This window comes from Nocardia noduli, assembly GCF_019038455.1.
In the GTDB taxonomy this organism is placed as follows: Bacteria; Actinomycetota; Actinomycetes; order Mycobacteriales; family Mycobacteriaceae; genus Nocardia; species Nocardia noduli.
Genome location: NZ_JAFMPL010000002.1, coordinates 1 through 12,764 on the forward strand (window position 1 = coordinate 1; position 12,764 = coordinate 12,764).

12 protein-coding genes are annotated in these 12,764 nt (G+C 67.7%); 7 read left to right on the plus strand and 5 right to left on the minus strand.

Going from position 1 to position 12,764, the window contains the following annotated elements; translation table 11 throughout:
- The 6 genes from JZ792_RS02010 to JZ792_RS02035 form a co-directional block, all read left to right on the plus strand.
- Positions 1-1,448, plus strand: a 1,448-nt coding sequence (locus tag JZ792_RS02010) for an alkaline phosphatase D family protein (protein WP_216906216.1), incomplete at its 5' end; no start/stop codon positions are given.
- Positions 1,449-1,603: 155 nt separating this feature from the next.
- Positions 1,604-2,197, plus strand: a complete 594-nt coding sequence (locus JZ792_RS02015; protein WP_216906219.1) for a hypothetical protein — start codon at positions 1,604-1,606, stop codon at positions 2,195-2,197.
- A 42-nt stretch (positions 2,198-2,239) separates the two neighbouring features.
- On the plus strand, positions 2,240-2,761 hold the full coding sequence (locus tag JZ792_RS02020; RefSeq protein WP_216906222.1) for a DUF6630 family protein: 522 nt from the start codon (positions 2,240-2,242) through the stop codon (positions 2,759-2,761).
- 749 nt (positions 2,762-3,510) lie between these two features.
- Complete coding sequence (locus JZ792_RS02025; protein ID WP_216906224.1) at positions 3,511-4,431, plus strand: LLM class F420-dependent oxidoreductase; 921 nt, start codon at positions 3,511-3,513, stop codon at positions 4,429-4,431.
- Positions 4,432-4,524: 93 nt separating this feature from the next.
- Entirely contained in the window at positions 4,525-6,252 is a 1,728-nt protein-coding gene (locus JZ792_RS02030) for a serine/threonine-protein kinase (RefSeq protein ID WP_216906227.1), read from the plus strand.
- Between the two features lie 194 nt (positions 6,253-6,446).
- Positions 6,447-7,307: a DUF5995 family protein gene (locus JZ792_RS02035; RefSeq protein WP_216906643.1), complete on the plus strand. Its 861-nt coding sequence runs from the start codon at positions 6,447-6,449 to the stop codon at positions 7,305-7,307.
- Positions 7,308-7,327: 20 nt separating this feature from the next.
- On the opposite strand, the gene JZ792_RS41735 is transcribed toward JZ792_RS02035, so the two are convergent.
- On the minus strand, positions 7,328-7,654 hold the full coding sequence (locus tag JZ792_RS41735) for a hypothetical protein (protein WP_254189172.1): 327 nt from the start codon (positions 7,652-7,654) through the stop codon (positions 7,328-7,330).
- Here JZ792_RS41735 and JZ792_RS02040 point away from each other — a divergent pair.
- The gene (locus tag JZ792_RS02040; protein ID WP_308165110.1) at positions 7,644-8,639 is read left to right on the plus strand and encodes a PQQ-dependent sugar dehydrogenase; all 996 of its coding nucleotides are present in this window, start codon (positions 7,644-7,646) and stop codon (positions 8,637-8,639) included. The genes JZ792_RS41735 and JZ792_RS02040 overlap by 11 nt on opposite strands.
- Here the strand turns inward: JZ792_RS02040 and JZ792_RS02045 are convergent, their stop codons facing one another.
- From JZ792_RS02045 to JZ792_RS02060, 4 genes are all read right to left on the minus strand, one after another.
- Positions 8,640-9,386 carry a ferritin-like domain-containing protein gene (locus JZ792_RS02045; RefSeq protein ID WP_216906230.1) on the minus strand — a complete coding sequence of 249 codons (747 nt, stop codon included), beginning with the start codon at positions 9,384-9,386 and terminating at the stop codon, positions 8,640-8,642.
- A 165-nt stretch (positions 9,387-9,551) separates the two neighbouring features.
- Positions 9,552-10,391, minus strand: a complete 840-nt coding sequence (locus tag JZ792_RS02050) for a mycofactocin-coupled SDR family oxidoreductase (protein WP_216906232.1) — start codon at positions 10,389-10,391, stop codon at positions 9,552-9,554.
- A gap of 119 nt (positions 10,392-10,510) precedes the next feature.
- Positions 10,511-12,067 (minus strand): phytoene desaturase family protein, encoded by a 1,557-nt coding sequence (locus tag JZ792_RS02055; RefSeq protein WP_216906234.1) that lies wholly within the window; start codon positions 12,065-12,067, stop codon positions 10,511-10,513.
- A 73-nt stretch (positions 12,068-12,140) separates the two neighbouring features.
- Positions 12,141-12,695 (minus strand): hypothetical protein, encoded by a 555-nt coding sequence (locus tag JZ792_RS02060; protein ID WP_216906236.1) that lies wholly within the window; start codon positions 12,693-12,695, stop codon positions 12,141-12,143.
- Positions 12,696-12,764 lie beyond the last annotated feature (69 nt).

The following is a 12,764-nucleotide window of genomic DNA, read 5'->3' on the forward strand; positions in this document are numbered from 1 at the left end:
GGATGGGGATGGCACCGGTGACAGTGGAATACGAGGTCGCCGAGGACGAGCGCTTCGCCCGGGTCGTGCGTCGCGGCGCGGCGGTGGCGACCAGGGAACTGGCCCACAGCGTGCATCCCGAGGTCGACGGATTGGCGCCGGATCGCTGGTACCACTACCGATTCCGCGCGGGTTCGGCGATCTCGCCGGTCGGCCGGACACGAACCGCGCCCGCCTACGACAGTCACCCCGACCGACTACGTTTCGTGTTCGCGTCCTGTCAGGCCTGGAGCGACGGCTACTACACCGGTTACGAGCACATCGCCGCCGAGGACATCGATCTGGTCGTGCACCTGGGCGATTACATCTACGAGGACGCCGTATCCGGCCGGCGCACCGGCAGGACGGTCGAATCGCACCTGCGCCCGGAGGCCCGCGACCTGGCGGGCTATCGGCTGCGCTACGCGCTGTCCAAGATCGAGCAACCACTACAACGCGCCCACGCGCTGTTTCCGTGGCTGGTCACGATGGACGATCACGAGGTCGACGACAATTGGGCGGCGGGCTCGTCCGGCATCGATGCCGATATCGACATCCTCCCCGTGGTGTTCCGGGCGCGCCGCGCCGCCGCGTTCCGCGCCATGTACGAACACCAGCCGCTACGCCTGGCGCAACGACCGTCGGGCACCCACATACATCTGCACCGTCGCTACCACTACGGCGATCTGGCCGACATCACCATGCTCGACACCCGCCAGTACCGCACCCGGCAGAGCAGTCTCAACGGAGACATCACCACCGAACGCGAGGACCGCACCGCCGCCGACCGCACGATTCTGGGCGGCGCGCAACGGGACTGGCTCGTCGACGGATTCGCACGCTCACGCGCCCGCTGGCAGATCATCGGCAACCAGGTGCCGCTGGGCCAGACCGATCACGACCCCGGACCGGCCACCGCCGTGTCCACCGACGCCTGGGACGGCTACGACGCCGACCGCAACGCCCTGCTCGGCGCCGCCACCGACCGCGACGTCCGCAACCTCGTCGTCATCACCGGTGACCGGCACGAGAACTACGCCTCCGACCTGCGCCGCGACTACGCCGACCCCGACTCCCCCGTGGTCGGCAGCGAATTCACCGGCACTTCGCTGACCAGCGGCGGTGACGGCGTCGACACCTACGACCACGGACGGCGTCTGCTCGACGCCAACCCGGACCTGAGATTCTTCAACGCCCAGCGCGGCTACATCCGCGTCGAGGTCGACCGGCAGCTGTGGCGCAACGACTTCCGGGTCGTGCCCTACGTCGAGAGACCCGGAGCGCCCGTCCACACCCGCGCCACCTACGTCGTGCAGGACGGAATTCCCGGAGTCGTCGAGGCGTGGCGACCCGACCGCCCCACCGACCAGGACCGCGCACCGGAACCGGAGATCGACGAACTCGCGGGAGCCTCGGACAGCAGCCGGTGATCCCGCCGACCGACCGGGGTTCCCGCCGACCGGGATGCCGAGTGGGATTCGGTGATGTTTTGCTTCCGCACGTAAAAAGCCCAGGGGTAGCAAGCTCCATTCGCGGCGGGGCCGGCGTCGGGCACGGCGCTGTCACCTGGTGTTACGGTGAGCCCGTGTTCGACTTTGCCCGCCTCGACGCGGCGGTCCTCCTTACGCTGCGCGTCTGTATCGCGGAACTGCGTGACGCAGACGACTCGCTCGCGATGGTGGCCTGCGGCATGGTCGAAGACCTCACCGGGTTCTTCGTCGCCGGAGCCGGTGCGACGTGGGTAGCCGGGCTCGAGGGGGCGAATGTAGGTAAGGCGGAGTTGGTTTGGAGTCCGTCGGAGTGGCCGCTCTTCGCGAAAGATCCGGACGACACCGCGCCAGGTCGGGTAACGCGCGCGATCTGGGCGCTCTCCGGTACTCAGGCGATTATCGATGGGACCGGGAAAGAGCTGGAGGCAGATGCCTACGCGGCCCTGCGGCGGCAATACGAGAACCGGATCGTGCGCGCGATCCAGCAGATGCAGGCGGGCGGGGAGTTTCGCGATGCCGCCGGGCATGACGTGTGGGTCTGGTTGCACTCTGCGGACGACGCTGATCCAGAACTCGACGAGCGCAGCTTCGCCGGTCTGCAGGTCATCGAACTCGCCCGCGATTTCGGTGACCGTTTCGGTGCCGGGGGCGATCGGCTGCTCGCGCGTCTCGCGGCCCGCGAGGGGTAAGGCAGCCTTCCAGGTCATCGCCAGCGCGAATAGATTTGCCATATGCCCGGCACAGAGCAGGTACCGCAGGCGCTGGCCGATATCGTCGAACTCTTCGCACCCGGCTCGGAGTCGATCCGGCGCCGACTTGCCGAGGCGATCACCACCGATCGCGAGCGGACGGGCTCGCGGACCGCCGCCGCGATATTGCTGGACGCCCTGTACCCCGACTCCGCCGACCTGCACGACGCAGGCATGGTCTACTGCGACTGGCGCTCGGTCCCGACCGAGATCCGCGACTACCTGATCGAGTTGCCCACGTGCCCGGCCACGCTGAGCTGGGACTGGCTCGAGGAGTTCGACGAGGACGACTGGGATCCAGAGGAGATCGACAGCTTCCTGTGGCCGCTTGCCGCCCGGTGCCACGAAATGGGCACGGCCCTGATCGCCCTCGACATCGAGTCGGACGGCTACGGTCTGGGTTTCATCGCGGCCGATCACATCGACAGAATCGTGAAGCTCGCCGAGAGCGCGGACTGCGACCTGCGCGTGGTCCATCCGCAGGTGCCTACCGATCTGATCTGACCGACAACACGGCCCCGTCCGACCGGGTGATCTCGCTACCCCGCGATCCCCTCCGCGACATGGCGCCGAGAGTGGGGCGCCGCAGGTAAGGGGCCAGTATCTGCGGTAACTCCTTAGCGCGACTTTTCGCGGATTCGGACCAGTCCCACGTGCCGATCTGAAACAGCGCGGAGGTACCGGAGCCGGTGTGAGCGCGTGCACGGCGCAGCGCTTCGGTGGCGAGGTCGACGCTGAACCAGCGTCGGCCAGTTCCTCGAGCCGCGCCAGCGGGAAGCCGTAGTCCGACCCGGCGTCGGTGACCTCGTTGGGCCAATGGGTGCGGGAGAGTCGGTCGGTCAGGTCGTCGAGGTCTGCCTGAGGATGTCGATGCGAAAGGCTTGATCACGGTTGTCATGTTCGGCCACGTCATCACCCCGGGCGGGACCTGCCAGGTCCGAGCGGCTCGAACCGGCGGCCGAACACCGCAGCTGCTTCGCTACCGGAGCGGGCGCCCGGTCGCCCGCACCTACGCGGGTCACTCGACACCCTCGCCGAGCACAGGCAACACCCTCACCTCCGTCAGTGCCGGGAGCGGCGAGGTCGCTCGAGCCCCCGTGGGCCTTGCCGGAGAACCACACCCTTTGGCTCCCATTACCATTCGCCCGCCGTCGTCCGATCCGGCCGCCCCGGACACTCCCCTCGACGGTGGGATGTGATCACATGGAACACACAAATACCGCGAATTCGCTGGAGGTTGTGTGTCGGAATCCATGAAATTGCGCATTTTCACCGAGCCGCAGCAGGGCGCGAACTACGACACGCTGCTGACCGTCGCGAAGACCGCCGAGCAGTTGGAGTTCGACGCGTTCTTCCGTTCGGACCACTATCTCGCCATGGGTGACTCGGACGGGCTGCCGGGCCCCACCGACGCTTGGATCACCCTGGCCGGGCTCGCGCGCGATACCGAGCGCATCCGGCTCGGCACCCTGGTCACCGCCGCCACCTTCCGACTGCCCGGCCCGCTGGCCATCCAGGTCGCCCAGGTGGATCAGATGTCCGGCGGCCGGGTGGAACTCGGTCTCGGCAGCGGATGGTTCGCCGAGGAGCACGCCGCCTACGGCATCCCGTTCCCCGCCGACAAATTCGCCCGACTCGCCGAACAGTTGGCGATCATCACCGGGCTGTGGTCGACCAAACTCGGCGATACCTTCGATTTCGACGGCAAGTACTACCGGCTCGCCGATTCGCCCGCGCTGCCCAAACCGGTGCAGGATCCGATCCCGGTCGTCATCGGCGGCACCGGCGCGACCCGTACCCCCGCGCTCGCGGCGGAATACGCGACCGAATTCAATATGCCGTTCTCGTCCGCCGAGGATTCGGCCCGGCAGTTCGAGCGGGTGCGGGCGGCCGCGCGGGCACGCGGACGCAGGCCCGAGGATCTGGTCTATTCGAACGCGCTCGTGGCGTGCGTCGGCGCGAACGACGCGGACGTGGCGCGGCGTGCCGAGGCGATCGGGCGCGACGTGGCGGAGTTGAAGGCCAACGGGCTGGCGGGCTCGCCCGCCGAAGTGGTCGACAGGATCGGCGCCTATGCCGCTGTCGGCACGAGCCGGATCTACCTGCAAATCCTCGATCTGCACGATCTCGCGCACCTGGAGCTCATCGCCTCCGAGGTGAGCTCACAGCTCTGAGCGACGGTCGATATGTCCGCGGATGACGCCTACCGCGGGCCGGGTGGGTAGCCTTTCGAATGTTCGGTCCGTTCGAAGGGAACAACGTTCGCGATGCAACCGCTTGGCATGGACGATCCGCGACGGATCGGTGACTACCGGCTGCTGGGCGTGCTCGGCTCCGGCGGGATGGGCCGGGTGTATCTCGGGCGCAACGCGGGCGGGCGCACGGTCGCGGTGAAGGTGATCCGGCCCGATCTCATCGGCGACGGCGAATTCCGGATGCGTTTCCGACGCGAGGTGACCGCGGCGCGGCGGGTCGACGGGCGATTCACCGCGCCGGTGCTCGATGCCGACGTCGACGCGAATCCGCCGTGGCTGGCGACCGGCTACGTCGCGGGTTTCTCCCTCTCCGAAGCGGTGGAGCGGTTCGGCACCTTCACCGAGGACGCGGTGAAGGTGCTCGCGCGCGGTCTGGCCGAAGCTCTCGCCGCCATCCACGGCGCGGGTGTGGTGCACCGCGATCTGAAACCGTCGAATGTGCTGCTCGCACTGGACGGTCCGAAGGTGATCGATTTCGGTATCGCGCGTGCCGTCGAGGACACCGCGCTCACCACGACCGGCAAGGTGATCGGTTCGCCGGGTTTCATGTGCCCGGAGCAGGTGACCGGCGAACCGGTGGTGCCCGCCAGCGACATATTCGCTCTCGGTGGGATTCTCGTGTTCGCGGCCACCGGACACGGCCCGTTCGGGACCGGCGACACGGTGCACATGCTGTGGCGGGTGGTCTACGAGGAGCCGCGACTCGACGCCGTCCCCGAACGCCTCAGACCGCTCATCGCGTCCTGCTTGTCCAAGGATGTCGCCGCACGGCCGACGCCCGGGCAACTGATAGAGCAACTCGACCTGCTCGGGGTCCCCCGGGACGGCGGATGGCTCCCGAGTCCGGTCGTGCACGAGGTGAGCCGCCGCGCCGTGCAGTTGCTCGACCTGGACTCCGGACCGCACGACCTGCCCCCCGAGATCCGATCACACTCCCCCGCAACCGGTTCCGGGTCCTTCACACCGCCACCGACCGCACGGCCGCCGTACACGGGGCCCCCGCGACAGCACACGGGGTACGGCCCCGGAGGCGATCCCTCGGCCCCCGGTCGTCACGAACCCACCCGGCACAACACACCGCCCCCGTCCCCGGTGTGGCAGACGCCGCAGGGCTCGACGCAGCCCGGATCGATGCCACAGCCGGGCAGATACGACGCCCAGTCCGCACCGCCGCCGTCCCCGCCGAAGAACCGCACCCGTGCCGCGCTGATCGCCGGACTCCTCGTCGTCGCGATCGCCGTCGCCTTCGGCGCCTTCTTCATCGGCATCCGGCTGAACAACGATTCGAAGGACAGTGCCGACAGCTCCGAGACCAGCACCGAGGAGTCCACCGACACCGAGTCGACCGACACCACCGAACCGGAGTCGACCAGCGCCTCGTCGGATACGCCGGTTCCGGAGGCCTTCGTCGGCAGCTGGCGCGGGACCGCCAACGACGGCCTGGTCTCCTTCGATATCCAGCTCACGATCAACGAGGGCGTCGTCGGCGAACAGGTCGCCACCTCGTCGAACACCGGCAAGCTGAGCGGTTCGCGGTGCGCCAGGATCGAGACCCTGACCGAGGCGACCGAGAGCGTGCTGACCTTCGAGGCCTCGCTCGACACCGCCAACAGCACGGGCGGCGACTGCGTCGACGACGGAAAATCATCGACCGTGACCCTGCGCGGTGACGGCACGCTCACCTACAGCACACCGGGCCTGATCGGCGGCGACATCACCGGGACGCTCCGCAAGCGCTGACGCGCTCGGGGCGCTGATCTTCGATAGGCTCCTACGCGGCCGGACGGTGTAATCACCCGAGGTGTCCGGTCTCCGCGCATCGGCAACCCCGCATCACCCCGACGAGTGCACTCGGAGCCGCGATGACGAACGACCGCAACGCAATTCAGCTCGAATGTGACGAACGGACGGTGGCCGTCGGGCCGCGGGCGGGGATGCTCGTGGTACTGGTCGCGGTGCTGGTGGCGCTCGGATCCCCCGTCGTCGCGGCCGCACCGCTCGACCGGGCCTGCGGCTCCGCGCTGGGGCGCGACGAGATCGAGACGATCATCGAACTGTCCGATACCGACGTCCTGCGCGGGTCGTCGATGGAGCGGCTCGAGCGGGCGGTGGACAATCACCGCCGGATCACCGAGATCTTCGTGCGCCATCGCGATCGGCGTGGCCTGTTCCCGTTGGGGCTCGACGCCGTGGAACGGACGGCGGTGATGCCGCTTCAGCGTTCGTCCGGGGTTTTCGACGATCCGGAGTGGGCGCATCGGATCAGCCTGGAATTGCTGTCGCGGTTTCTCCGGAATGTGCACGCCGAATTCACCGGCGCTCCGGTGCAGGCGCAGTGGGCGCGCTATTTCGAGCTGACCCGGCAGTGTGAACTGCCGCCGGCGCAGGTCGCGATGGCCGGATACAACGCGCACCTGAGCGTCGATCTGTCGTATTCCGTTGCGGCCGTGCGTGGTACACCCGCGAACGCGGCGGACTATTTCCGCATCGTCGACGTCATCGCGCAGCAGGGACAATTGATCGTGGCGGAGACCGAGCGGGTTTACGGCGGGAATCTCGGTCCGCTGTGGCGGTTCTACTTTCTCGGGGAAGGACTCGATGCCGTCTTCGGGGCCGGGGTGGGCAGCGGCGCGCTGCTGCGGCTCGCCGACGCGGGTGCGAACGTGGTGATCTTCACCAACGGTCTTGCCCTGCAAGATCCTGTTCTCGCACCCGCCGCCGCAGCGGAGATCGACGCGCTGTGGCGGGCGGCCGATGCCGCGTTCGGTGTACTCGCGGGGATCGGTGGCCTGTAGTCCGGCGTGGACCATCCGCGTCACCCGGCGACGCCGCGTCGGTCGGAGACTTCGGCCGTGGCGCCCGGCGGCGTGATCGCGGAGACGGTCGACAGCGTCGCGCGGACGCGACCGTGGACGGATATCGTCGGGAAAGGCAACCACGACGGGATCGAGGCGACCGAGATGACGAGCCGGGACCGGCGCGCGGACACGATTTCCCCGCGAGCGACGCTTCCACCTGCGACGACCGTCGGATCGGCGACGCGGCGACGGGTGGCGATCGCGATCGTCGGTCTCGCGGTGGCGCTCACGGGTTGTTCGGACACACCGACCGCGCCCGACACCACGACGGTGGTGAGCAGCACGGCCCCCAGCGCACCGTCGGGCATCCCCGATCTCGGGACGGGCGAGGAAATCGCCCGGGATATCGACGTGCCTTGGGGGCTGGCATTTCTGCCCGACGGCGCGGCACTGGTGGCCGAGCGCGATTCGGGCCGGATTCTGCGTATCGCGCCGGGGCGCGCGCCGGAAGAGGTCTATCGGGTTCCCGGGGTGGTCGCTCGGGGCGAGGGCGGACTGCTCGGGTTGGCCGTTTCCCCCGACTATACCGAAAACCGTTACGTATACGCGTATTTCACAGCGGCGGATGACAATCGTATCGTCCGATTCCGGCTCGGCGGGACACCTGAACCGGTGTTCACGGGAATCGCCGAGGCGGGCAATCACAATGGTGGTCGCATCGCCTTCGGCCCCGACGGCATGCTCTACGTCGGCACCGGTGACGCCGGGCAGACCGCGCGCTCGCAGGATCCGAAGAGCCCGAACGGGAAGATTCTGCGCCTGACTCCCGAAGGTGTTCCCGCACCGGATAATCCGATCGCCGGATCACCGGTGTACAGCCTCGGACACCGCAATGTGCAGGGTCTGGCCTGGGACCGGTCGGGACGTCTGTTCGCGGCGGAATTCGGGCAGAACCGGCTCGACGAGATCAACCTGATCCGACCCGGCGCGAACTATGGCTGGCCCGCGGTGGAGGGCGGGGGCGGCGGTGAACGGGGCTATGTCGACCCGGAACTGACCTGGTCGACCGCCGAGGCGTCTCCGTCGGGGATCGCGATCGCGGGCGACACCCTGTACGTCGCGGCGTTGCGCGGTGAACGGCTCTGGACCGCGACGATCACCGGCGACGGAATCGTCGACCCGCGCGACCTGTTACGGGACAGCTACGGACGCTTGCGGACGGTGAACGTCGCCCCGGACGGCGCGCTCTGGCTCACCACCTCGAATACCGATGGACGCGGCGATGTCCGCGAGGGAGACGACCGGATCCTGAGATTCCCGGCGCGATGATCAGCGCACGGCCCGACCGAACGGTGAGATGGCCGTCGGCGCGATGGTCCGGAAGAGGCCGAGCACCTGCCGCACGAAATCTCCACGACGGCAACCGAACTCGCGGAGCGCGGGCCCGTGATCGTAGGCGACCACGATCGTGGCGCCGAAAAGGACCGTCCACCACGCCGACAGCGCCACCCATCGCACGGCTCGGGAACTCGTCGCGAAGTCCGCGCGCAGGCGTTGGCAGTGGAACGGGATGTGGCGTTTCTCCTCACTGAGGATCAGCGCGGCGACCTGCGTGGTCAGCGGATCGGATGTCCCGCCGCGCAGCAGGCGGTAGTACTGGAGTGCGACGACTTCCGCGACCATCAGCACCATCAACTCGAGCCGGAGACCGAGTGCCCTGCGCAGGCGGGTGAACACGACATCGGTCCAGTGATTCGCGATGGTCGGGGCGCCTGCCGAGCGGAGCAGCAGTGCCAGCAGGCGGGCGTGATTGCGTTCCTCCGCGATGAACAGCCTTGCCGCGGCGGCGTACTCGGGGTCTCCCGCCCGGTCCGCCTTGGCGATCAGGTTCGCACCGTCGCCGCTCTCACCGACCTGGAACCGTTGGATACTGCGGATCACCGCGGGATCCAGACGCGCGCCACGGGGCCAATCCGGGTCACCGGCCGTGCCGCGCGCGATCGCCTTCGCCTCGAATTCCCGCGTCCACCGCGCGAAATCGACGGTCTCTCCCCTACCGAGCAACAAACTCTCCATGGGCGCAACCCTAGGAAGTCGATGTGCGTGGAACCTGGTCGAATTGTGGAGATCTCGTGCAGGCCGGGCACGGACACGAGAACGGGCCGCCCACCGTCCGTAGCGGCGAGCAGCCCGAATGTCGCGGCGTACTACTCGAGAGTGCTGTCCACTCGAGGGCGCTGCCTACTTGAGGGTGCTGCCCGCGTCCACCGTCATCTGCAAACCCGTGATGTAACGAGCCTCCTCCGACGCCAGGAACAACACCGCATTACTGATATCGACCGGCTCCACCCACCCGATCGGCAACACATGCATGAACTGCGCCACCGGCAACATATCCTCCGGACCCGGCGACTCCAGATCAGGACGGAACAACTTCATCGTCCCCTCGTTCATGAACATCGGCGTATTCACATTCGTCGGATGCACCGAATTCACCCGAATCGAATGCTGACCCAACTCCACCGCGAACGTCTTCATCAAACCCACCACACCATGCTTGGCCGCGATGTAATGACCCGTATTCGGGTACGCCTTGATACCACCCACCGAACTGGTCAGGATGATCGAACCACCCCTACCCGCCGACAACAGATGCGGCACACCCGCCTTCACAGACTTCCACACACCCGCCAGATTGATATCGATCATCGAGGACCAATCGGCCTCACTCAACTGATCCAACGTCTGACCACCATTACCGATACCGGCATTGGCCACGATGATATCGAGCCCACCCAACTCCTCCACACCACCGGCCACAGCAGCCGACAACGCATCGAAATCACGCACATCCACCTGCGCGGTCACGACCCGACGACCCTGCGCCTTCACCAACTCCTCCGTCTCGGCCAAATCCTCCGGCGTCGACGCCGGAATCAAATCCGTACCACTGACCGACGCACACACATCCACCGCGATGATGTCCGCGCCCTCCTGCGCCAAACGCACCGCATGACTACGACCCTGACCACGCGCCGCACCCGTGATGAAGGCGACCTTGCCCTCTACCCGCCCACTCATAGATCCACCTCGTTGGTCGCGGCTCGAACACGACGGTGTCCGATGTCCTGTCGCCGATAAATACTGATCGACTGCTCAGCAACTGTTGCATCGGCGACGCGACATTGTCAACGGCCTCCTCAGCGGCCGGATTCGGATTCCAGAACGGCCATCGCCGCGTTGTGTCCGGGAATACCGCTGACTCCACCGCCGCGCACCGCGCCCGCGCCGCACAGCAGGATCTTCTCGTGTCCCGACGCCACACCCCAGCGGGCGGCGGCGTCGGCGGCGTCCTCGGTGCGGAAGGGAAACGCCAGATCCCGATGGAAGATGTGGCCGCCCGGCAGGCCGATATCGCGTTCCAGGTCGAGCGGGGATTTCGCTTCAAGGCAGAGGTTGCCGTCGGCATCGGTGGCGAGGCAATCGGTGATCGGTTCCGCGAGTACGGCATCCAACTGCGCCAGGGTGGCGTCGACCAGCGCGGACTTCGCGGATTCCCGGTCGTCGGCGAAGAGACCGGCAGGGGTGTGCAGGCCGAACAGGGTCAGGGTGTGCAGGCCGCGCGCGGCGGCGTCGCCGGTCAGGATCGAGGGATCGGTCAGTGTGTGGCAATAGATCTCCGAGGGCGGCGCGGACGGCAGGGCGCCGCTCGCGGCCTCGCGGTAGGCGCGTTCGAGTTGTTCATAGGATTCGGCGATGTGGAAGGTGCCCGCGAAGGCGTCGGCGGGATCGACCGCGGCGTCGCGCAGCCGAGGCAGCCGGTGCACCACCATATTGATCTTCAGTTGCGCGCCCTCGGGTTTGGTCGGCAAGGGTTCGCCGAGCAAGCGTGACAGGTCGTAGGGCGAGGCATTGACCAGGATGTATCCCGCGCCCACCGTGCCGCCGACGTGGCGGACCTCGGAAGTGACGCCGTCGGTGTCGATCCCGGTCACCTCGTGTCCGGTGACGATCTCCGCACCCGCCGCGCGCGCCGCCGAGGCCAGGGCGTCGGTGAGCGCACCCATGCCGCCGACGGGCACATCCCAGTCGCCGGTTCCGCCACCGATGACGTGGTACAGGAAACAGCGGTTCTGGCGCAGCGACGGGTCATGGGCGTGGGTGAACGTGCCGATCAGGGCATCGGTGAGTACCACGCCCCGCACGGTGTCGTCGGCGAAACGGTCCTCGATGGTCTCGCCGAGAGGTCGCTCGAAGACAGCGTCCCAGGTGCGCCGGTCGTCGACCAGGCTCCGCAAACGTTCGCGCGACGGCAGCGGTTCGGTCAAGGTCGGGAAGACGCGTTGCGCGAGTCGTCCCATCGCGCCGTAGAACTCGTGCCACGAGTCGTAGTCGCGCGTCGTACCGGTGAGCCGCGCGAAACTCTCCCTGGTTCGCGTCGCCGAGCCCGTGTCGACCAGCAGGCCGCCGGTGTCGACGGGGGTGTAGGAGGAGATCCGGCGGCGGCAGGTCTCGAATCGCAGTCCGAGATCGTCCACGATCCGGCGCGGCAGCAGACTCACCAGGTAGGAGTACCGCGACACGCGCGCGTCGACTCCCGGGAAAGGGCGTGTCGACACCGCGGCGCCACCGGTGTGATCCTGGCGTTCCAGCACCAGGACCGAACGGCCGGCGCGCGCGAGATAGGCCGCGGCGACCAGACCGTTGTGGCCGCCGCCGACCACCACGATGTCGTAGGCGGAACGTGTCGTTGTCATCGGTCCTCGATATCACGCGGCGCGCGCCGAGGTGAGCCGACGCGCCACGGCCCGGACGCCACGGCGGCGGGGCCTACCCCACCGTCCCGCAGAGGTACCGCGCGCGGCGGCCGATCAGACCGAGCGCGTGTTCGTGGATCTCGCGCGCGTACTCCCACAGATTCGGCCAGTCGAGCAGGGCCACACCGCAATTGGTCTTGGCGAAGGAGGCGTTGGTGAGATCCCAGTCGCCCGCGAGCGCGGTGTACTCGCAGGACCCGCAGGTTTCGAAGGGTTCGGCGCCGTACATCCAGTCCTCGTCGTCCCAGCCGTCGAGCGGGGTCCGGCAGCGCGGGCAGACCGGCGCGGTCGTCTTGTTCCAGGCGCAGACGAAATCGAAGCCGAGCATGGGGGTGATCAGATGCCGGTCCGGCACCTCGGTGGCCCGGCCGACATTGCGCACCGCCTCGGCCATCAGATCCGCCAGGGCGCCGTGGTCGACCGGATGCCCGGGAACGATCAGGAAACCGTGCTCGGACTCGGCCGTGGACACCTCCCGGCACCCGAGGAAATAGCGCACCGTCTCGCGCACCCGTCGCACCGCGGCGGTGTCGGATTCGCCGAGTGCAAAGTAGTACTGCAAGAACACCGTGCTGAGCGTAGCAGTCGGCACCGACAATCGCTGGATGAACGAAAGCCACTGTCGGACAACACTACC